At 71.7% G+C, this 21492-nt stretch carries 18 protein-coding genes; 7 read left to right on the forward strand and 11 right to left on the reverse strand.

Annotated features, from left to right (window positions below):
• Positions 1-120 precede the first annotated feature (120 nt).
• Entirely contained in the window at positions 121-1722 is a 1602-nt protein-coding gene (locus ACN269_RS29315; protein ID WP_421475468.1) for an arabinofuranosidase catalytic domain-containing protein, read from the forward strand.
• A 6-nt stretch (positions 1723-1728) separates the two neighbouring features.
• On the opposite strand, the gene ACN269_RS29320 is transcribed toward ACN269_RS29315, so the two are convergent.
• The gene (locus ACN269_RS29320) at positions 1729-2346 is read right to left on the reverse strand and encodes a TetR/AcrR family transcriptional regulator (RefSeq protein WP_421475469.1); all 618 of its coding nucleotides are present in this window, start codon (positions 2344-2346) and stop codon (positions 1729-1731) included.
• Positions 2347-2522: 176 nt separating this feature from the next.
• Here ACN269_RS29320 and ACN269_RS29325 point away from each other — a divergent pair, with 176 nt between their 5' ends.
• Complete coding sequence (locus ACN269_RS29325) at positions 2523-4163, forward strand: MDR family MFS transporter (RefSeq protein WP_421475470.1); 1641 nt, start codon at positions 2523-2525, stop codon at positions 4161-4163.
• Positions 4164-4246: 83 nt separating this feature from the next.
• Positions 4247-5035: a phosphatase PAP2 family protein gene (locus ACN269_RS29330; RefSeq protein ID WP_421475471.1), complete on the forward strand. Its 789-nt coding sequence runs from the start codon at positions 4247-4249 to the stop codon at positions 5033-5035.
• On the opposite strand, the gene ACN269_RS29335 is transcribed toward ACN269_RS29330, so the two are convergent.
• The gene (locus ACN269_RS29335) at positions 5001-5570 is read right to left on the reverse strand and encodes a hypothetical protein (RefSeq protein ID WP_421475472.1); all 570 of its coding nucleotides are present in this window, start codon (positions 5568-5570) and stop codon (positions 5001-5003) included. The genes ACN269_RS29330 and ACN269_RS29335 overlap by 35 nt on opposite strands.
• 352 nt (positions 5571-5922) lie before the next feature.
• Between ACN269_RS29335 and ACN269_RS29340 the strand changes: the two genes are divergently transcribed.
• Positions 5923-7272, forward strand: a complete 1350-nt coding sequence (locus ACN269_RS29340; RefSeq protein ID WP_421475473.1) for a PHB depolymerase family esterase — start codon at positions 5923-5925, stop codon at positions 7270-7272.
• A 142-nt stretch (positions 7273-7414) separates the two neighbouring features.
• Here the strand turns inward: ACN269_RS29340 and ACN269_RS29345 are convergent, their stop codons facing one another.
• Both ACN269_RS29345 and ACN269_RS29350 read right to left on the reverse strand, forming a co-directional pair.
• Positions 7415-8893, reverse strand: coding sequence for an arabinofuranosidase catalytic domain-containing protein (locus tag ACN269_RS29345; RefSeq protein ID WP_421475474.1), 1479 nt, complete (start codon positions 8891-8893; stop codon positions 7415-7417).
• Positions 8894-9541: 648 nt separating this feature from the next.
• Complete coding sequence (locus ACN269_RS29350; protein ID WP_421475475.1) at positions 9542-9808, reverse strand: helix-turn-helix domain-containing protein; 267 nt, start codon at positions 9806-9808, stop codon at positions 9542-9544.
• A 101-nt stretch (positions 9809-9909) separates the two neighbouring features.
• Here ACN269_RS29350 and map point away from each other — a divergent pair, with 101 nt between their 5' ends.
• Positions 9910-10728, forward strand: coding sequence for a type I methionyl aminopeptidase (gene map, locus ACN269_RS29355; protein ID WP_421475476.1), 819 nt, complete (start codon positions 9910-9912; stop codon positions 10726-10728).
• Positions 10729-10740: 12 nt separating this feature from the next.
• Here the strand turns inward: map and ACN269_RS29360 are convergent, their stop codons facing one another.
• Positions 10741-11568 (reverse strand): PIG-L family deacetylase, encoded by an 828-nt coding sequence (locus tag ACN269_RS29360; RefSeq protein ID WP_421475477.1) that lies wholly within the window; start codon positions 11566-11568, stop codon positions 10741-10743.
• A 183-nt stretch (positions 11569-11751) separates the two neighbouring features.
• Here ACN269_RS29360 and ACN269_RS29365 point away from each other — a divergent pair, with 183 nt between their 5' ends.
• A complete protein-coding gene (locus ACN269_RS29365) occupies positions 11752-12645 on the forward strand; it encodes an alpha/beta fold hydrolase (RefSeq protein ID WP_421475478.1) in 894 nt (297 codons plus the stop codon).
• Between the two features lie 19 nt (positions 12646-12664).
• Here ACN269_RS29365 and ACN269_RS29370 read toward each other — a convergent pair whose 3' ends face one another.
• The 3 genes from ACN269_RS29370 to ACN269_RS29380 form a co-directional block, all read right to left on the reverse strand.
• Positions 12665-14050, reverse strand: a complete 1386-nt coding sequence (locus tag ACN269_RS29370; RefSeq protein WP_421475479.1) for a glycoside hydrolase family 43 protein — start codon at positions 14048-14050, stop codon at positions 12665-12667.
• An 88-nt stretch (positions 14051-14138) separates the two neighbouring features.
• Entirely contained in the window at positions 14139-14798 is a 660-nt protein-coding gene (gene prfH / locus ACN269_RS29375; RefSeq protein ID WP_421475480.1) for a peptide chain release factor H, read from the reverse strand.
• Positions 14795-15982 (reverse strand): RNA ligase RtcB family protein, encoded by a 1188-nt coding sequence (locus tag ACN269_RS29380; RefSeq protein ID WP_421475481.1) that lies wholly within the window; start codon positions 15980-15982, stop codon positions 14795-14797. Before ACN269_RS29380 ends, prfH begins: the two co-directional genes overlap by 4 nt.
• A 247-nt stretch (positions 15983-16229) precedes the next feature.
• Here ACN269_RS29380 and ACN269_RS29385 point away from each other — a divergent pair, with 247 nt between their 5' ends.
• A complete protein-coding gene (locus ACN269_RS29385; protein WP_421475482.1) occupies positions 16230-18830 on the forward strand; it encodes a LuxR C-terminal-related transcriptional regulator in 2601 nt (866 codons plus the stop codon).
• Between the two features lie 50 nt (positions 18831-18880).
• Here ACN269_RS29385 and ACN269_RS29390 read toward each other — a convergent pair whose 3' ends face one another.
• The 3 genes from ACN269_RS29390 to ACN269_RS29400 are packed head-to-tail and all read right to left on the reverse strand — an operon-like array spanning position 18881 to position 21451.
• The gene (locus tag ACN269_RS29390) at positions 18881-19483 is read right to left on the reverse strand and encodes a hypothetical protein (RefSeq protein WP_421475483.1); all 603 of its coding nucleotides are present in this window, start codon (positions 19481-19483) and stop codon (positions 18881-18883) included.
• A gap of 4 nt (positions 19484-19487) precedes the next feature.
• A complete protein-coding gene (locus ACN269_RS29395) occupies positions 19488-20096 on the reverse strand; it encodes a hypothetical protein (RefSeq protein ID WP_421475484.1) in 609 nt (202 codons plus the stop codon).
• The gene (locus ACN269_RS29400) at positions 20093-21451 is read right to left on the reverse strand and encodes a hypothetical protein (protein ID WP_421475485.1); all 1359 of its coding nucleotides are present in this window, start codon (positions 21449-21451) and stop codon (positions 20093-20095) included. The genes ACN269_RS29395 and ACN269_RS29400 overlap by 4 nt, the downstream gene beginning before the upstream one ends.
• Between the last annotated feature and the right edge of the window lie 41 nt (positions 21452-21492).

Genomic DNA, 21492 nt, shown 5'->3' on the forward strand with positions numbered 1-21492 from the left:
ATTGACACTGATCAAAATCCGCTCCTACCATCGCTACGAATCGATTCGCCCGCCCCGCCACCACCCCTGCGGCGCGTCGGCACACCCCGTGCGCTGCCACGACTCTTCAGGAGCCACCCCGTGCGTACCCCGTCCCCCGCCGGGCCCGGCCTGGCCCGCGATCCCATCCCGAGACGTCGTCCCGGCCGCCTGGCCATGCTGGCCGGCGCGTTGGCCGGCGCCCTCGTCCTCGTCACCGTCGGCGCCACGGCCGGTGCCTCGTCGTCCGCCGCCGAGGCCGCGGCGATGGCGGCGGCCATCGCGCCGGGACAGAGCACCACCATCGTCGGCGCGGCCTCGGGTCGGTGCCTTGAGGTCCCCAACTCCAGCACCACCAACGGCACCCAGACCCAGCTGTGGGACTGCAACGGCGCGGCCGGCCAGACCTGGACCTGGACGTCGAGCAAACAGCTCTCGGTGTACGGCAACAAGTGCCTGGACGCCTCCGGCCGCGGCACCACCAACGGCACCCAGGCGATCATCTGGGACTGCAACGGCCAGACCAACCAGCAGTGGAACGTGAACAGCAACGGCACCATCACCGGAGTGCAGTCCGGGCTGTGTCTCGACGCCAACGGGGCCGGCACCGCGAACGGCACGAAGATCATTCTCTGGGCCTGCAACGGCGGCGCCAACCAGCAGTGGGCCTCGCCGAGCACGCCGCCGACCAGCGCCCCGCCGACCACCGGCCCGCCGCCGACCACCCCGCCGCCGGGCGGCGCGCGCCCGTGCGACATCTACGCCTCCGGTGGCACCCCGTGCGTGGCGGCGCACAGCACGACGCGGGCCCTGTACGGGACGTACGCCGGCAACCTGTACCAGGTCCGGCGCTCGTCGGACAACACGACCCGCAACATCGGGCTGACCGGTACGGGCGGCACCGCGAACGCGTCGACGCAGGACTCGTTCTGCGCCGGCACGACGTGCGTGATCACGGTGGTCTTCGACCAGTCCGGGCGCGGCAACGACCTCTGGTACCAGGGGTCGAGCGTGGTTCCGGGCTCCCCGCAGAGCAGGCCGGCCACCGCGACCTCGGAGTCGCTGACGGTGGGCGGCGCCAAGGCCTACTCGCTCTACATCAACCCGGGCAACAGCTACTGGCGCGACGGGCACCTGACCGGCGTGCCGACCGGCGCCGCCCCGGAGGGCATGTACATGGTGACCAGCGGCACCCACGTCAACAGCGGCTGCTGCTTCGACTACGGCAACAGTGAGACGACGCGCAAGGCCGACGCCGCCGGGGCGATGGACGCCATCAACTTCGGCAAGCAGTGCTGGTTCGGTGGCTGCTCCGGTACCGGCCCGTGGGTGCAGGCCGACCTGGAGTGGGGTCTGTTCCCGGGTGGCAGCAGCTCGTGGAACCCGAACCAGCGGGCGTTCACCAGCAAGTTCGTCACCGCGACGCTGAAGAACAACGGCACGTCCCGCTTCGCCATCAAGGGCAGTGACGCGCAGTCCGGCAGCCTCTACACGCTGTGGGACGGCTCGCTCCCGCCCGGCTACAGCCCGATGAAGAAGCAGGGCGCGATCATCCTGGGCAGCGGCGGCGACTGCTGCAAGCCCGACGGCGGCGCGAACCTGAGCGCCGGCACGTTCTACGAGGGCGCCATGGTGGCGGGCTACCCGTCCGACGCGACCGAGAACGCGGTCCAGTCCAACGTGGTAAGCGCCGGCTACCGCTGACGACGATCAGGACGTCGTGTCCCCCGCCGGCCGCACGGTCGGCGGGGGACCGACCTCGCTCAGCGCGACCCGTACGATCTCCAGCAGGTCGTGGCCCGGGTGGTCGATCCAGTGCTGCATGGCGACGCGCAGGGCGGCCAGGAAGGTCGCGGTCAGCAGTCGGGCGCGCAGCGCCACGTCGGCGCCGTCGAGACGATGCGCGAGCTCGGCCGCCAACTCGCGCTCGATCGCGGTGTACGCCGCGACCTGGTGCGCGGCCAGGCCCGGGTGCCCGCGCAACTGCCGGCGTCGGGTCAGCCAGTCGTGGTCGCGGTCGCGGGACGACTCCGCGGTGAGGTGTTCGGCCGCCCGGCCCAGCACGGTCCACGGCGGCTCGCCGCCCGGCCGTTCCCGCACCAACTGCAACAGGCGGCGCAGGCGCACCGTGTCGCCGTAGAAGAGCGCCTCCTCCTTGTTCGAGAAGTAGTTCGAGAACGTCCGCCGGGAGACGTTGGCGGCATCGGCGATCGCCTCGACGGTCACGCTGTCGGGGCCCTGCTCGGCCGCGAGGCGCAGGGCCGACTCGTGCAGGGCCAGGCGGGTGGCCGCTTTCTTGCGCTCCCGCAGGCCGGTGATCTCGTCCATCGCCGTCAGCGTACGTCGAGTGACCGGCTTCTCAATGGGCAAACTTGCCGACTGGGCAAGATCGGTAGATGCTTGCGTGAGGCAACCAACTCAGGCGCGCGGATGTCCGTTTCCGGAACCCGCCGCGTACGCCTGGTTGTCGTCCTGGAACCCCACGACAAGCGGGAGGTCGCGCGATGAGCGCACCCACCACCACGCCCGGCGCCGAGCCGATGAGCCATCGGCAGACCCTCGAGGCGCTCAGCGGCCTGCTGCTGGTGCTCTTCGTCGCGATGCTGAGCAGCACCGTCGTCTCGACCGCGCTACCCAAGATCATTGGCGCGTTGAACGGCTCACAGACCCAGTACACCTGGGTGGTCACCGCGACCCTGCTCACGGCGACGGCCACCACGCCGATCTGGGGCAAGCTCGCCGACCTGTTCAACAAGAAGATCCTCATCCAGGTCGCCATCGTGGTGTTCCTGCTGGGCTCCGTCATCGCCGGCTTCTCGCAGAGCGCCGGCCAGCTCATCGCGGCCCGCGCGTTCCAGGGCATCGGGGTCGGCGGCCTGCAGGCTCTCGTCCAGGTGGCGATCGCCGCCATGATCCCGCCGCGCGAGCGGGGTCGCTACAACGGCTACCTCGGCGGCGTGATGGCGGTGGCGACCGTCGGTGGTCCGCTGCTCGGTGGCCTCATCGTCGACACGTCCTGGCTCGGCTGGCGCTGGTGCTTCTTCGTGGGCGTGCCGGTTGCCGTCGTCGCGCTGATCCTGCTCCAGGTGACCCTGCACCTGCCGACGTTCCGGCGGGACAATGTCAAGATCGACTACCTGGGCGCGAGCCTGATCGCCGCCGGCGTGAGCGTGCTGCTGATCTGGATCTCCTTCGTCGACAGCTCGTTCGCCTGGGTCTCGTGGCAGACCGCGGCCATGGTGGCCGGCTCGCTCCTCCTGCTCGCCCTCGCGGTCTGGGTCGAGTCGCTGGCGGCCGAGCCGGTCGTCCCGCTCGCCATCGTGCGCGAGCACACCACCGCCCTGGCCATCCTGGGCAGCCTCGCGGTCGGCATGGCCATGTTCGGCGGCGCGGTCTTCCTCGGCCAGTACTTCCAGATCGGCCGGGGCTACAGCCCGACGGAGGCCGGACTGCTCACCATCCCGATGATGGCCGGAGTCCTCGGCTCCTCGATCGTCGCCGGCCGGCTGATCACCCGGACCGGGCGGATCAAGCCGTACATCGTCATCGGGTCGATCACCCTGGTGGTCGGGTTCGGCCTGCTCGGCACCATCGACCACGAGACGTCCCTGGTGCTCGTCGGCATCGGCATGTTCATCGTCGGCACCGGCGTCGGCATGACCATGCAGAACCTCGTCCTGGCCGTCCAGAACACGGTGGCCCTCAAGGACATCGGCGCGGCCAGCTCCAGCGTCGCGTTCTTCCGGTCGCTCGGCGGCACCATCGGCGTCTCGGTGCTCGGTGCCGTGCTCGCCCGCCGGGTCACCGACCAGATCACGCGCGACCTGACCGCCGCCGGGATCCCGACCTCCGGCAGCGGTGGCGACAGCAACCTCAACATCACCGCGCTGCCGGAGGGGGTCCAGCACATCGTGCGGGCCGCGTACGGCGACGCCACCGGCCACATCTTCCTCATCTCCGCGGCCATCGGGGTGGTCGGCGTCATCGCCGCGCTCCTGCTGAGGCCGGTCACCCTGCGGACCAGCCTCGACCTGCCGGACGCCGCCACGGCGACGGCGGTGGCCGCCGACGCGGTCGACGGGGCGCCCGCCTTCGACCAGATCGCCGCCGACACCACGGCGAAGGGGGCGCCCGAGCGGCGCTGACGTCTCCAGAGCACAGAACCAGGGGCCGCCACCGTCACGGACAGTGGCGGCCCCTGGTCGAGAGAGAGCAGATCGAGACGCCTGTGGAAATCGCCGAGTTCACGGCGTCGCGACCGGTCACGCCCGGCCGGCGGGCCGCTGCCGCGCGCCGGGCCATGCGGGAGTTGCTCCTGGTCGCCACGCTGTTCCTGCTCTACAAGGGCGCGCGGATGGTGGTGGCCGGTCGGGTGTCGACCGCGCTGGCCAACGGCGAGTCGGTCTGGCATCTGGAGCGGCTGCTGCGCCTGCCCGACGAGGCCGTCGTCCAGCACCCCGTGCTCTCGCACACCCTGCTGGCCCACCTGGCCAACGGCTACTACGCGTACGTGCACTTCCCGGCCACGGCGCTCACCCTGGTCTGGCTCTACGTACGGCACCCGGCGCGCTACCTGCGCACGCGCCGTACGCTCGCCGTGCTCACCGCGGCGGCCCTGGCAGTACACGTCGTGGTCCCGCTGGCGCCACCCCGGCTGACCACGCTGACGGCCATGGTGGACACCGGCAGCCGGTACGGGCCCGCCGTCTACGGGCCGCCCGACACCGACGCGCTCAGCAACCAGTACGCGGCCATGCCGTCCCTGCACGTCGGGTGGGCGCTGGCCGTCGCCGTCGCGCTCGTCGCGGTGACCCGTGGACGCTTACGGTGGCTGTGGTTGGCCCACCCGCTCGTCACCCTGCTCGTCGTCGTCGCCACCGGCAACCACTACTGGCTCGACGGCGTGGTGGCGGCGGTGATGCTCGGCGTCGTCCAGCTGGCGCTGCCGGCGTCGGCACCCCACACCGACGCCGAGCCCGACATCAGCTCACCGGCACTCGGTACTCCCGCTCGGTGAACAGGTCGACGTCCCGGGGCCCCAGCTTGGCGACCCTGCGGGCGTGCAGGGCGAGTTGCCGACGTGCCTCGCCGAGGCGGCCGCTCGCGGTCGTCATCTCGTCGGACGCCTCGAACGGCTCCCTCCCGCTGGCCTGGAGCGCGGCGGCCAGCACGGCGTTGTACGCGCTCATCAGCCCGTTGGCGAGCGCGATGCCGTCCTGGTCCGCGCGCGTCCAGATCTCCGACCAGGCGGCCTCCACGGTGACCATGTCGCGGGCCAGCCAGTCGTGCAGCCCCATCGGCCCCAGCGGCTTGTGCCCGCCGAGCAGGTCGTTGCCCGCCTCCGGCAGACCCGACCGCCAGTACCTGGTCTGTCGCAACGCCTCGACCTTGTGGGCCAGGCGTAGCGCGCCGGACAGGACCAGGACATACGCCCGCTGAAGCTCGGCCCGCTCGCGCTGGCGTCGCTTGACCCGGCTGTGCGTCCACACGACGAGGAGTGAGGCGCAGGCGGTGATCGCGGAGCCGAGCAGAGCGGCCAGGGTTGAGTTCACGCGGACATGATGCCTGCCGCCGCCTGGCGTCGCCGCGCGGGTTCGGATGCTGTCCGGAGCCGTCCGGTGCGCGCCTCGTCGGCCTGCTCCGACACGGCTTGACGAACGGCATGTTATCGCTCACAGTCGATGTCGAGGTGAGGGCACCCACGGCTCACCGGGCGAGCCGTCCGCCTCGGGCCCGCACCATCGAAAGGCGTCCCCCGAGGGCAGGCGGACGTCGCGATCAGGACCTGTCACCCAGCCGCCAGCGACGCGCGGCGGATGTCGCGTGCCCGCCAGGGTGTCTCCCCGGACGACCGGTCCGACGTTCTTCCCACCCGCCGCCACCACCGACCGAGAAGGATCCGCCATGAGAAGAAGGTTCGCACTGCTGGCCGCCGCCCTGGCGACGGCGCTGGCGACGATGACGGCCGTGGTCACGGTCGCCACCCCGGCGTCGGCCGCGACGCTCACCCAGGTGACCAACTTCGGTACCAACCCGACGAACCTGCAGATGCACCTGTACGTGCCGGACCGGGTCGCGGCGCGTCCGGCCCTCCTGCTCGCCCTGCACTACTGCACCGGCAGCGGCCCGGCCGTGCACACCGGCTTCGGGCTCAGCTCGCTGGCCGACCGCTACGGCTACATCGTCATCTACCCGTCCGTGACCCGGAGCAGCAAGTGCTGGGACGTCTCCTCCCCGCAGGCGCTGCGCCGCGACGGCGGCAGCGACCCGGTCGGCCTCAAGTCGATGATCGACTACGTCCGGAGCCGCTACCCGGTCGACCCGGACCGCATCGGTGTCGCCGGCTTCTCCTCGGGCGCCATGATGACCAACGTCATGGTCGGCCTCTACCCCGACCTGTTCAACGCCGGCGTCAGCTCCTCCGGCGTCCCGTTCGGTTGCTTCGCCACCACCAACGGCGCGGAGTGGAACAGCGAGTGCTCCGGCGGGCGGATCGTGAAGACCGCCCAGCAGTGGGGTGATCTGGTGCGCAACGCGTACCCCGGCTACACCGGCAAACGTCCCCGCTTCCAGATCTGGCACGGCACCACGGACACCACGCTGAGCTACGTCAACTTCGGCGAGCAGATCAAGCAGTGGACCAACGTGCAGGGCGTCTCCCAGACCCCCAGCTACACCGACTACCCGCAGTCCAGCGCCACCAGGACGCGGTACGGCGGCACCGGCGGCACCGCGCCGGTCGAGGCGATCAGCTTCCAGGGGTACGGCCACTCCATCCCGTTCGACGCCGCGCAGGCCATCCGGTTCCTCGGCTTCGACACCACCAGCGGCACGACGCCGCCTCCGACGACGCCGCCCCCGGGCGGCACGACCGGGGCGTTGCGCAACGCCGCCGCCGGCCGCTGTCTGGACGTCCCGGCGCAGTCGCGGACCAACGGCACCCAGGTCGCGCTCTGGGACTGCAACGGCGGCGCGAACCAGCAGTGGGCCGCGACCGCGGGCAGGCAACTCCAGGTGTACGGAACGAAGTGCCTGGACGCCGAGGGCGCCGCGACGTCGGCCGGGACGCGGGTGATCATCTGGGACTGCACCGGGGGTGCGAACCAGCTGTGGAACCTCAACACCGACGGCTCCGTCACCGGGGTGCAGTCCGGGCTGTGCCTCGCGCCGAACGGCGGTGGAACCGCCAACAGCACCCAGGTGGTGCTCGCGGCCTGCAACGGCGGCAACGGTCAGAAGTGGACGCGCGGTTGAGGCGTACCCGATGGTGGTGAGCCGGAACGCGGCCTGAACCACCGGTGTGGCCCGGCCCGGGACACCCCCGGGTCGGGCCACCCGCCGTCGCGCGGGACCTTCGTGACCGCCGCCGTCGCCGCGGGGCGGCGGTCAGCCGCTGTCAGCGGTAGCCGGCCGCGACGATGTTCGCCTGGATCGCGTTCTCGGTCGCGTCGGACGGGTAGCCCGCCACCATCGCGCCCTCGTAGAAGGTGCCGACGCTCTGGTTGGAGTTGTCGATGCAGCAGTCGCCGCCGCTGCCGAGGATGATCGCGCCCTGCTTCCTCATCGGGCTGTACCCGCGTGGCAGCGACCCGTCATAGAGGGTGTAGAGGCCGCCGGACTGGGCGTTGCTGCCCTTGATGGCGAAGCGTGAGGTGCCGTTGTTCTTCAGGGTGGCGGTGACGAACTTGCTGGTGAACGCCCGCTGGTTCGGGTTCCAGGAGCTGCTGCCGCCGGGGTAGAGGCCGTACTCCAAGTCGGCCTGCACCCAGGGGCCGGAGCCGGAGCAGCCGCCGAACCAGCAACTGGTGCCGAAGTAGATCGCATCCATCGCGCCCGCGCCGTCGGCCCGGCGGGTGGTCTCGCTGTTGCCGTAGTCGAAGCAGCAGCCGCTGTTGACGTGGGTGCCGCTGGTCACCATGTACATGCCCTCCGGCGCGGCACCGGTCGGCACGCCGGTCAGGTGCCCGTCCCGCCAGTAGCTGCTGTTGCCGTTGATGTAGAGCGAGTAGACCTTGTTCCCGCCGACCGTCAACGACTCCCGGGTCGCGACCGCCGGTTGGACGGCGCCACCGATGCCGCCGGCCCCCTGGTAGCCGAGGTTGTTGCCCCGCCCCGACTGGTCGTAGATGACCGTGATGACGCACGTGGTGTTCGCGCAGAAGCTGTCCTGGGTGGCGGAGTTGGCGCGTCCGCCGGGGCTGAGGACGCCGATGGCGCGGGTGGTGTTGTCCGACGATCGGCGTACCTGGTAGAGCGATCCGTTGTAGGAGGCGTACAGGGCGCGGGTGGTGCTGTGCGCCGCGACGCAGGGCGTGCCGCCCGCCGCGTAGATGTCGCAGGGCAGTGTCGTGCTCGGCGGGGGAGTGGTGGGCGGTGGTGTGGTGGGTGGCGGCGTCGTCGGTGGCGGGGTCGTGGGCGGCGGCGTGGTGGGCGGGGGCGTCGTCGGGTCCACCACGCCGTTGCAGGTCGTGCCGTTGAGGGCGAAGGAGGTCGGCGTCGGGTTGCTGCCGGTCCAACTGCCGTTGAAGCCGAAGCTGGTGCTGCCGTTGGTGGGGATGCTGGCGTTGTACGGGGCGTTGGTGACGGTCACCTGGGCGCCGGCCTGGGTGAAGCTGCCGTTCCAGAGCTGGGTGACGGTCTGACCGGCGGCGAAGTTCCAGGTCAGTTGCCACCCGCTGACGGCGTCGCCCACGTTGGTGATGGTGACGTTGGCGCCGAAGCCGCCCTGCCACTGGGAGCTGACCGCGTAGGTGACCTGGCAGCCGGCTGCGGCCGCCGAGGCGCCCGTCTGGGTGGCGGCGGCGCCGACGAGCACGAGGGTGGCGGCCGCGGCGATGAGCGCCGGCCGCCGATGGCTGATGTGTTGGGGTCGCACGTTGTCTCCTCATGGGTGGGAGTTGGCGGTGTGCGGGCCCCGCCCCGTTCACCCTGCTCGGGCCCGGACTCTGAGCAGGGGGACGACGGGACGGGGCCCGGTCCGCGGGCGCGTACGGCGTCGCCGGAACCGTCCGGCGCGGGATCGACGTGCGGACGGTGTGGTCGGCGGACCAGGCGCGACGGGTACGCGGCAGTGCGGTCGCCGCCCGCGACCCGGCCCAGGGTCGCGGTGACGGTGGCGGTGTTCTGGAGCGATCGTGGAAAGGCCGATCGACGGCACGGCTCCGGCCGGTCGAGGTGATGCCGACCCGCGGGCACCGGTGGTCAGGCATCCGTCGTCCGGCCCTCGGCACGGGTCGCCCGGTGGTGAGTTCGGGCCGTCCCGTGTCGGCCACGCTCCACCCGCCCGCGCCGCGAACGACGTCGACCGTGGCCGGGCCAGCAGCTGGAAGGCACCGGTGACGGTCAGTTATCGACGGCCGTCGTTACGTTAGCGTTAACAGGCGGCCCTGTCCATAGACGGCTGTCGGTGGCCGTTCCGACCGTCGGTCGGCTCTGCGTGTCGCCACCCCTGTTCGGGGTTGGGCGAGGTGCCGGTCCGGGTGCTCGCGCGGCGCGGGCCCGTCGGTGTGCCCGGGCCGAGCGCTCAGGATGCCTCGCGGACGCGCGGGTCGGCGAGCCACACGTCGGCGAGGTCGCTGAGCGCGACGCCGAGGACCTCGCTGAGGCAGACCACGGTGCCGAAGGCGGGCGCCGGGAGTCGACCCACCTCGATCTTGCGCAGGGTCTCCGGTGACATGCCGGCGGCGAGGGCGACCTCGACGAGACTGCGGCTGCCGCGCGCGACCCGCAGCGCCGCGCCAAGGCGTTGCCCCGCGGCGATCTGCTCCGGTGTGAGCGGTGGCCGAACCATGTGAGCAGGATAGTTCCGCCCTCGGGGGCCGGCAATGTCGACCCGCCGGACCCGCGCAGGGCGTGGTATAAATATACCGCACCGGATGGGGAGGGTTCGTCGTGATCGAGCTGAAGTCTGCCGCGGAGATCGACCGCATGGCCGTGACCGGCCAGTTCGTCGGCGAGCTGCTGGCCGAGCTGCGGGCGGTGGCCGCCGTCGGTGTCAACCTGATGGAGATCGAGCAGCACGCCCGCCGCCGTATCGCCGAGCGTGGCGCCGAATCGTGCTACTGGGACTACACGCCGTCGTTCGGTCGCGGGCCGTTCCGTAACGTCCTGTGCCTCTCGGTCAACGACGCGGTGCTGCACGGACTGCCGCACGACTACCTCCTGCGCGACGGTGACCTGCTGAGCATCGACATGGCGGTCGAGATCGACGGCTGGGCCGCCGACTCGGCGCTGTCGTTCGTCGTCGGCGCTCCCGCCCCGGCCGACCTGAAGCTGATCGAGGCCACCGAGGTCGCGCTGGAGGCTGGCATCGACGCCGCTCGACCGGGCAACCACCTCGGCGACATCTCCGCCGCCATCGGCGAGGTCGCCCACCGCTACGGCTACCGGGTCAACAACGAGTTCGGTGGGCACGGCATCGGCCGCACCATGCACGAGGCGCCGCACGTGCCCAACGACGGCCGTCCCGGCCGGGGCATGACGCTCAAGCCCGGCCTGACGATCGCGATCGAGCCGTGGTTCTGCCGTACCACCGACAAGATCAAATTCGACCAGGACGGCTGGACGATCCGATCCTCGGACGGGTCACGCTCGGCCCACTCCGAGCACACCGTCGCCGTCACCGAGTCCGGTCCCCGGGTGCTCACCCTCCGCCCGGAGCAGGTGGCGCAGGAGCGCAGCCCCGGCGGACGGGCCGCCGCGTCGTCCTGACCGGTGCACGGGTCAGCGCAGCCCGGCGAAGAGGTCGTCCTCGGGAACGGGCGCGTCGGTGGTGTCCCGCACCCGGACGAAGGTCTCCACGCCCATCAACTCGGTGAACCGCTCCTGGCCCAGCTGGAGGAAGAAGATGTTCTCGGTCTGGCTGGCATGCGCGGCCAGGGCCTCGAACTTCTGCGCACCGTGGGCGCGGGTGTCGACCCAGGTGGTGATCTCGTCATCGGGGAGACCCAGCTCGGGCATGTCCGACGACTCGTCCGGGTCGGCCCACTCGACGCCCAGCTCCTTCATGACCCGGCCGAACTCCTCGAACGCCGTGCGGGGCACGGTCGTCCAGTAGACCTTCGCGGGGATGTCGGTCTGCGCCACGGCGGCCGTGGTGATGCGGTGCGCCTGGATGTGGTCGGGGTGGCCGTAGAAGCCGTTCTCGTCGTAGGTGACGACGACGTCCGGCCGGTACCGGCGGATCAGCTCCGCGAGCCGGTCCGCGGCCTGCGCCACCGGCGTCGTCCAGAAGGAGCCGGGCTGGTCGTTCGTCGACCAACCCATCATCCCGGAGTCGGCGTAGCCGAGCGTCTCCAGGTGGGTGACCTTCAAGGTGGCCGCGCTGACCTCCAGCTCGGCCTGCCGCATCGCCACGACGGCGGCCGGGTCGTGACCGGGCTCGCCGGGCTTGACCCCGCCGGGCCCGTCGCCGCACCGCCCGTCCGTACAGGTCACGAGGACCGTGGTGACGCCCTCGGCGGCGTACCGGGCGAGGATGCCACCGGTGCTCGTCGCCTCGTCGTCAGGGTGCGCGTGCACCGCCATCAGGGTCAGGGAACGCTCAGCCATGTCATCACCCTACGACCAGCGGCACACCTCGAAGGGCCCCGCGACGCATCCTAGCCATTCGCCGGCCGGCCCTGGCCTCTTCGCTCAACGCGCTTTCGGGGTGCTCGGGGTTTCCTACGCTGTCGGGGGCGGCGGCACAGCCCTCGCCACGCGCCAACAGCCTCGACGAAGGGTACCGGTTCCATGGCGGTCTTCGATGACGTGCGACAGATCGACGCCGGGGTCCTGAACGTCGGGTACGTCGACGCCGGGCCGCCGGACGGGCCGCCCGTGATCCTGTTGCACGGTTGGCCGTACGACATCCACAGCTTCGTCGACGTCGTGCCGCTGCTCACCGACGCCGGCCACCGGGTCGTCGTGCCGTACCTGCGGGGTTACGGCACGACCCGGTTCCTCGCCGACGATGCCGTCCGCAACGGTGAGCCGGCCGCCATGGGGCTCGACCTCATCGCCCTCATGGACGCCCTGGGTATCGACAGCGCGAAGCTGGCCGGATTCGACTGGGGAGCGCGTACCGCCGACGTCGTGGCCGCGTTGTGGCCCGAGCGCTGTTCGGGCCTGGTGTCGGTGAGCGGCTATCTGATCGACGGTCAGGAGTCGGGCCGGGTGCCGCTGCCGCCGAAGGCCGAGTTCTCCTGGTGGTACCAGTACTACTTCGCCACGGAGCGCGGCCGGCAGGGGTACGACCGCAACCGCCGCGACTTCGCCCGGCTGATCTGGCAGACGGCATCGCCGAAATGGACGTTCGACGACGCGACGTTCGACCGCAGCGCGGCGGCGTTCGACAATCCCGACCACGTCGACGTCGTGATCCACAACTATCGGTGGCGGCTGGCCCTGGCCGAGGGCGAACCGCAGTACGACGAGGTGGAGAAGCGCCTGGCCGGCAAGCCGAAGATCACCGTGCCCAGCATCACCCTGGAGGGTGACGCCAACGGCGCGCCCCACCTGGACCCCAGCGTCTACGGCAAGCAGTTCTCCGGCCGGTACGAGCACCGGACCGTCGGTGGCGGCGTCGGGCACAACCTGCCCCAGGAGGCGCCGCGGGCGTTCGCCGACGCGGTCCTGGAGGTGTGAGGCCGGGACGTGTGGCGCCCTACGAGGTGATCCGGAAGGTGGCGTCCTGCCGCTCGGTGACACTTGAGCTGGAGCTCAAGGGGTCGATGCGCAGCAAGTAGTTGTAGTGCCGCAGGTAGCGGGTCGGGTAGTTGTAGGAGCGGAACGACGTCCAGGACGCATCGGCCAGCCCGGCGGTGCGGTAGAAGGTCGCGTCGGCCCGGAACACCGAGGTGTTGTCCGGGACCTCCAGCCGTACCTCGTAGTTGTAGTGGCGCAGGAAGTACCCGGGCTTGTTCACCGACTCGAACGACACCCCGGCGGAGTCGGTCAGGCCGGGAACCATCCGCCACAGCTGGTCCTGGTACGGGTCGAACGGGTACGTGTCGACGCGGGCCACGTAGTTGTAGTGCCGCACGTAGCGGTCCGGCAGGTTGGAGACCTTCAGCCGGACCCAGTTCGGCGTACCCCACCGGGCGACGAGACCGGCGTACTCGGCGTCGGTGATGCCAACCATCGACCCGTGCTTCGAGTTCAACGGCGGGGTGTAGTCGCGTTGGTTCAGTGGCGTCCAGGAGCTGCCGCCGATGGCGGTGGTCGACCAGGCGTAGAAGTCGTTGTTGACCGGGCTGTACGAGTCGCCCCACAACCGCCAGCCGCTGCCGTCGACCGCCTTGACCAGCAGTGGCGCCTCGATGCCGCTGCCCTGGAGCAGTCCCGACGTGTACGTCGTGAAGCTGTTCGGAGCGGCGGTGCTGGACCGGGCGCCGTACAGGTTCCCGTTGGCGAGGTTCTTGTAGTACAGGTACGTGGTGCCGCCGTCGACGACGATGTCGCCGTCGAGGACGCCGAAGCCCGGGCTGAAGAACACCTGCGGCGAGCTGACCGTACGGAAGTCGCTGGTGTAGTTGACCAGGAAGACGTCCTGGCCGTTGTTCGCCGAGTAGACGATGGCGTACTGCCCGCGTGCCGCGTCCCAGAAGGCGGTCGGCGCCCAGGTGTGGGTGTCCAGGGTGTGCATCCGGATCCGGCGGTAGCCGGTGAAGCTGGTCAGGTCGGTCGAGTCCCACATGTGCAGGTACTGACTGGTCTGGTTCCAGTTGGTGCCCTTGAGGTCGGTGGCCAGCACCACGAAGGTGCCGTCCTGCTTGCGGAAGACGAACGGATCCCGCAGGCCCAACTGCCCGGCGGTCGGCGTGACGACGGGGTTGTTCTGGTTCAGCGGCGTCCAGTTGAGACCGTCACGGCTGACGGCGAGGTGCAGCCCGTAGTCCGCCCCCAGGCCCTGCGGCGACTCGGTGAAGTACGCCATGGCGTACGAGGTGTTCGGGGCGGCGAGGGCGATGCGGGGCAGGCTCAGCGCGCCGGTGGCGGCAGCGGCGGTGGACAGCGCGCCCAGCGTGAACGCGCGTCGGGTCAGAGGCACGGTCGGCGACCTTTCGGCGAGTCTTGCATCTAGAACCATCGATGTGATCGTGAACATACGATGTCGGCGGCAGGCCCGCAACCTCGCACTACTCAGCGGCCGGCCGCCCGCGCCGCAATCGACCCTGCGTCGAGATCGGATGCGGGCGCTCGACGCGGGTCGGGTCGCCCCGCACGAGGTCGTCGTGGATGCGCCACCGGGCCGTGGTGACCGCGTGGCGGGCCGCCTCGTCGCCGCGCTCGACTCGCTGGCGCAGCAGGTCCAGGGCGATGCGCCGGTTCTGACTGAACTGCCGTTCGTCGTCCACCACCACGACGAGGCCCGACGGGCGGTGGGTGGCGCGTACCGCCGTGCTGGCCTTGTTCCGGTGCTGGCCGCCGGGACCGCCCGTACGGCAGCCCACGATGTCGACGTCGGCCTCGTCGAACGTCGTCGGGGGAGCGTCGCTCGGCGGCGGTTGCGCCGTCACGTACCAGTTCTTCCGACCCGCGCTCGTCCGGTACGGGCTGGGCGCCTGCCAGCACAACGTCCCCGTCCAGGAGGCGGCGAACGCCTCGACGTCGACCCCGGAGAGCCGGATCAGCACCGACCGGTAGGTGCCGTGTCGGTCGCCGGGCACCACATCGACCCGCTGGACCGCCACGCCCTGCCGGGTGGCGTCACCCTCCAGACGGCGCAGCAGGTGGAACAGCGCCCACGCGCACTCCCGCGGCCCACGGCCGGCGGACAGCAACAGCTGCCGGCTCACGACCGACCCCGTCCGCGGCGCTGGTCCCGCCGGTCCGACCGGGGCGCGGCCCCGACGTCCGGCGTCTTGTAGGTGACCAGGGGGATCGTGGTGGCCACCGGCGTGGCGAGCTGGTGCGCGACGAGATCGCCGATCACCTGCTCGATCCGCTTGTACGCCGTCGGCGCCTCCTCGAAGAGCAACTGCCGGTCGCCGCACACCACGAGCGAACCCACCGGGGTACGCCGGAGCTCCTCGACCGTGTGCTTGGCCCGGCCGCGGCGCAGCGCGTCGGCGCGGGACATCTTCCGACCCGCGCCGTGCGCCACCGAGTGGTTGGCGTCCGCCCCGGCGTGGGCGGCCACCAGGTACGACGCGGTGCCGCGCGTGCCGGCGACCAGCACGTCGCGACCGTCACCCGGCGCCGCGCCCTTGCGGTGCAGGTAGCCGCCGTCGCGCACCTCGACGAGGTTGTGGCACTGGTCGACGACCGGCTCGGTCGGCTCGGCCCCCAGCGCGTACGCGACCCGGGCGGCGAGCAGCCGCCGGTTGAGCGAGCCCCAGCGCACCGCCTCGTCGTGTCGGGCCAGGTAGTCGGCCGGGTCCGGCGCGGGACCCGCTCCGTGCGTCTGGGTGTGCGTCCGCAGGATCCGCTCACCCAGGCCCCGCGAGCCGCTGTGCACTACCAGGACGAGGTCACCGGTTGCCAGCCCGAGACGGTGGGCGTGCTCCGGCGCGAAGACGGTGTCGACGCGGGCCAGCTCGACGAAGTGGTTGCCGCGGCCGACCGTACCGAGCCCGTCCAGATGACCGGCGGGAACATCGCCCGCGAGCACGGCCCAGGCGGGGTCGTCGGCGTCCCGCTCCGGGTCCAGCGCGCGGTCGAGGTCGGGGAACCGGGCGGCCAGTCGTTCGGGTACGACGCGCCGGAGTCGGATGGGGAAGACGGCGATACCGCAGCCGATGTCGGAGCCGACCAGGAACGGGTACAGGACCGTCGACGCCATGGCCGCGCCGATCGGGGCGCCCTTGCCCGGGTGCAGGTCCGGCATGCCGGCGACGTGGACCATGCCGTCGAGGGCGGCCACCTGCCGGCACTGGTCGAGCGCGGCGGACTCGATCCAGCTCGCGGGGGACGCGAACACGGTGACGGTGGCGGGGGTGGACGGGGACGAGGCTTCCCGAGGGAAGTGGTGCTGGGACAACGACGCTCATTTCTCGCGCAATCGCAAGTGGACGGACGGCGGTACGGCGCCGGGCAGCGTGCAATGGCCTCGGCGCGGTGCTCAGGTGGTGTCCGTCAGTACGTCATGGGCACCACTGTGGCGATGTCCGCGGCGCACGGCAACCGGTTATCGGCGGGGCGCTTCGACCTGGCACACGATTGACGCCGCTTGCCATCTGTCGGATGGGTGATGGCCCGGGACGCGGGCGGCCCGTCATCATCCGGGAATGCTGACGGGGCGTGACGGCATGCTCGCCGAGGCCCGCGCCGCGCTGGTGCGGGCCGACGGCGCCGTCCTCATCGGTCCGGCGGGGGTGGGTCGCACGGCCCTCGCCCGAGCGGTCGTCGCCGAGCTGCCGTCGCGAGTGTTCGCCGCGGTGTGGATCACCGCCACCGAGGCGAGCAAGGCGGTGCCCTTCGGGGCTCTCGGTCAACTCCTCACCGGCGGCCACCCCGCGCTGCACCCGGCCCTGGTGCACAGCACCGTGCTGACCAGTCTGGTCGAGCGGTGCGGCCGCGCCCGTACGCCCGTGCTGGTCGTCGACGACGCCCACCTCCTCGACGGGCCCTCCGCCGGCGTGCTGCTCGGCCTCGTGCAGGCCCGAGCGGTCCGGGCCCTGGTCACCGTCCGGTCGGGGGTCCCGGCGCCGGACGCCGTCGTCGCGCTGTGGAAGGACGTGGGACTGTCCCGGCTGGTGGTACCCGCCCTGACCGAGGCCGAGATCGGCGCGCTGGCGACGGAGCGCTTGGCGGGGCCGGTCAGCCGCTCCACCACGCACCTGCTGTGGCAGTGGACCGGCGGACTGCCGCATCTGGCGGTGGCGTTGCTCGACCACGGGCAGGCGGTCGGTTCGCTGGCGCGCGACAACGACCAGTGGCGCTGGCGCGCCGGCCTGGCGGTGCCGACACAGGTGGCCGACCTGCTCGACCGGGAGCTGGATCGCGTCGGCCGCCCCGGCGAGGAGGCGCTTGCCGCGATGGCGCTCGGCGGCCCCCTGCCGATGCCCGTCGCGGAGGCCGCCGCGTCGCCGGAACTGCTCGCCGACCTCGAACAGCTCGGCATGGTCCGCAGCGAGGAGCGCGGCGACGAGGTCCTGGTGCGGCTGCGCGACCCGATGCTCGGCGCGGCGGTACGCCGACGCATGTCACCCGCCCGTCGCCGCCGCGTCGCCGCCGCGCTGCTGGCCGGCACGCGGCAGGCCACGCCGCACGGGTCGCACGCGGTGGCCCGCGCGCTCTGGGCGGTGCACGCCGGACAACCGGTCGACCCGCCGGAGCTGGTACGGTCGGCCGGCCTCTGCCTGTACGCCGACCCGGCCGCCTCGGAACAGCTGGCCCGGCGGGCCTGGCAGGAGGGTGGCGGGGCGTCGGCGGCGGTCGCGCTCGGCGCGGCCCTCGTCGAGCAGGGCCGCGCCGCCGAGGCGTACGAGACGCTGTGCACCGCCGCGCGGGACGCCGAGGCGGCCGGTGACCCGACCGCCCGGGTGACGGTGGGCGTGGCCCTGGCCTCGTACCGCCTCTGGGTCGGGCGGGAACCACGGCAGGCGTACGACGACCTGCGGCGGCTGCACGTGGACGCCGAGGCGGCCGGTGACCTGCCCGGCCGGGCGGAGTTGGCCGCGCTGGGCGTACTGGTCCAGTTGTTCAGCGGCGAGGCGGCGCGGGCGCTGGCGAGCGCTCGTCAGCTTCTGGACGAGTCGCTCCCGCGCGGCGCGCGGCTGCGGGTCACGCTGGCGTCGGTCGCGGCGCTGGTGCTCGCCGGCCGCACCGAGGAGGCGGTACGGGTGGGCCGCACGGTGGTCGAGGCGGTCGAGCGGTCCGGCTCGTCGGCCCTGCCGCAGATCCGTGGCATGGCCGGGGCCGCGTTGGCCCTGGCCGAGCTGTGGCGTCAGCCCACCCCGACCGGTCCGGTCACCGACCCGGCCACCGGTCGGTGGCCGCTGCCCCCGGACCCGCTCGTCTCCGGTCTGTCGCCCACCGCCTGGCCCCTTTTCGACGGGTACGCCCTGCGGGTCAGCGGGGATCGGACGGGCGCCATCAGCCGGCTCCGGGACGCCGTTGCCCAACAGGCCGGTGGCAACGGCATGTTCCGCGCCGAGGCCACCGGCTGGCTGGCCGTCACCCTGGCCGAGGACGGCCGCCCGGACGAGGCCGAGACGGTGCTACGGGAGCATCCCGTCGACGCGGTCGCGCTGGTCCCGGGACTGCGCCCGTGGGCGCTGGCGGCGGTCGCCGCGGCGACCGGCCGGCGGGGTCGGGCGGGCGAGCTGATGGACGAGGCGATCGTCGTCGCGCACGCCTCCGGTAGTTGGCTGGTGGAGCTGGGCTATCTCATCTACGCCGCGCATCTGGACCCGGTCGCCGGCCCGGCCCGCTACGCGGACCGCATCGCCGAGGCCATCGGGCACGTCGACGCCGAGCGGCTCGTCGCCGCCGGCCGGGCGGTGATCGCGCTGGCCGGACGCGATCCCACCGTGATCCTTCAGCACGCGCACCGCCTCGTGGACATGAACATGACCGGCGAGGCGCTGAAGGTGGCCGGCGAGGTCGGTCGGCGGGCCGGAGCCACCGACACCGTCCGGCTCGCCGTCGACCTGCGCGCCCGGCTGCGATCGGCGGTACGGGACGACCCCGCGCGGGTGGCGGGGCTGACCGCGCGGGAGCGGCAGATCGCCGGGCTCGCCGCCCGGGGCCTGTCCGACCGGGAGATCGCCGAGGCGTTGGTGCTGTCGGTGCGTACCGTGCAGACACATCTGGGACGGGCCTACCGCAAGCTGGCGGTGACCTCGCGGCGGGACCTGTCGGACGCGTTGCGGCCGGCCGGCTGAGGCCACCGGCGGTGGCCGTGGCGCGACGTCGCGCCACGGCCACCGCTGTACTAGTTCTTCGTGTAACAGGTGACCCGGCCGTTGGAATCCTCGCGACAGTCCGCGCCCTTGGCGCCGAGGATGTTGATCGAGCCGACCAGGGCGGTGAAACCCAACCCGGTCAGGATCGCCACGCCCACCTTCTTGGCCACCTCGGCGAAGTTGGCCGTGACGTCGAGCCGGAAGCTGACCGGCGCGTACCGGATCTGCTCCCACAACTCGGCGATGCGCGGGTCCTGCCCGCTGATGTCGAAGTCGTCGCTGCTGTGGTCGTCGGTCACCCGGCCGGTGGCGATGGCCACGAACGCGTTCCCGTCCTGGTCGGCGACGTTCGGCCCGGCGGCGAAGCTCCAGCTGTGGCTGAGGAAGCCGTTCTCGTGCACGTGCCCCTGGAACCAGTAGTGACCGTCGCTGGCCATCCGCAACCAGGCGCTGCCCTTGACGCTCGACGGCAACAGGCTGCCGGAGAACGTCTCGCTCCACTGCTGCTCCAACCGGTCCATCACCACCCTCGTCGACCCGGCTGGATGCCCGACCTGCGTGCCCACCTGTCGCAGGGTCAGCGGCGCCCGGATGTCGAGGTACTCGGCGGCGGCCGTACGGACGCTGGTCATGACCTCACTCCCGCGACTTCCAGAAGTGCGCGGTGCCGTTCTCGTCCTTGTACGCGTGCACCTTGCCGGGCTGGCCGAGGAACAGGGCCCACCCGACGATCACCACGCCGAGGAGCACCTCCGGGATCCACTTCAGGATGTTGCCGATCAGCTCTCCCACGTTCATCTTCACGCTCAGCCGGAAGTTCACGGTGGCGGTGCTGAGCTGATCCCAGTACTGACCGATCCTCGGATCCTGCCCGTGCTCGGCGAAGGTGTCGGTGCTCGAGTTGTCCGACACCGTGCCGCTCTGGGCGAAGACGAAGGCGTTGCCGTCGTCGTCCACGAACGCCGGTGTGGCCACCAGCGACCACTTGTGCGTGACGGCGCCGTTCTCGTGCACATGCCCGTCGAACATGTAGCCGCCGTCGCTGAACAGCCGCAGCGATGCCGACCCCTTGACGCTGGAGGGCAGCAGGCTCCCGGAGAACCACTCGACCGAGGTCTGTTCGAGTTGCGCCAGCAACCGTCGGGTCGATCCGGTGGGGTGGCCGACCTCCGTGCCGACCTCCCGTACCGTCACGGGTGCCTCGAACCGCAGGTACTTGTTGGCCGCCTGACGCAGACTGGTCATGACGTGGTCACCATGATCGGCACCAACGCCCGACCGGTCGGCAGCGGCCCGAGCGCCTTGCCCAGGATCGCTCCCACCGCCTTGAGCGGGTCGGCCACCCGCATCGCGTGTCCCCGGGTGGGGGAGGTGGTCAGCTGGTCGCCGGGGCGCACCGCGCCGTGCGTCGCGTCGACCAGGCAGTAGACCTTGCCGGCCAGGGCCAGCGGGCGACGCTGGTCGCTGTCCGGACGCCGGTCCAGCACCATCGCCGGCGCGAAGCTGCCGGCGCCGGACACCACGCCCGCCACCGCGGTGTCGTACGGCTTGTCGGCCAGTTCCAGCGCGCCGGTCCCGCCGATCACGAGCACCGCCCCCGGGATCGCCGACGGCAGGTGACCGGCGGCGACGTCGAACTCCTCGGCCAGGTCGGCGTTGCTGAGCGAGATGTCACCGTGCACGCCGTCGATGACCACCGTGTACGCCCGGGTGTCCGGGTTGGCGAAGGACATCGAGCTCTGGTCACCACTGATCGCGACCGTGTAGGTGCGGGTCTTGCTGTGGCAGAACTTGATGTGGTTGTTGGCGCCGTCGAGGTCGACCTCGTTCGCCGCGACGACCTTGGAGTTGACCGCGTTGGTCGCGGACACAGTGGTCGCGGACACGTTGGCCGCCGTGACACTGGGGCTGTTCACGTTGTTGGCCGCCCAGACCTCGCCCGTCGTGCCGTTGAGCAGCAGCCGGTACTGCCGGGTGTCGGGGTGGGCGAAGGACATCGAGCTGTGCTCGCCGTCGATGCCGATGGTGTACGTGCGCGTCTTGCTGTGGCAGAACTTGATGTGGTTGCCCGGGCCGTCCAGGTCGACCTGGTTGGCGTTGAAGCTCCGGCTGTTGACGTTGTTGGCGGCCCACAGGTTGCCGTTCTGCCCGTCCAGGACCGTCGTGTAGGCGCGCTTGTCGTTCGCCAGGCTGATGGTGCTGGTGCCGCCGTTCATACCGATCGTGTACGCGCGGGTCGTGAAGTTGGTGAGCACGAGAGCGTTGTCCTTGCCGTCGAGCACGACGGCCCGGGCGGCGACGGTGTCGGCGGTGATGGTCGTCGGCGGTGTCGCCGTCGGCGTGGCCGGTGCCGCCTGGGCGTCACCCTTGGCTGCCGGTGTCGTTGTGGCGGGTGGTCCGTCGGCGCGCTGCGCCTGCTCGACCTCGCGGGCCGGCGCGGGTGCCCGGACCGGCGGCGGTGCCGGCGGGGCGACGTCCGCCCGGGCCGGAGCGTCGTCCGGCGTGGTTCGCTGCGGCGGTGTGGTGGGTGCGGTGATGGGCCGGGCGATCGCCTCGGCGCTGTCCGGGTTGCTGGCCTTCGCGGCCTCGTTGCTGGTCATGTGTCCATTGCAGCCGCGAGCCGGGTCGTCGGGCGTCCGCA

Origin of the sequence: Micromonospora sp. WMMD736, from assembly GCF_049179015.1 — a bacterium.
Classification (GTDB): domain Bacteria; phylum Actinomycetota; class Actinomycetes; order Mycobacteriales; family Micromonosporaceae; genus Micromonospora.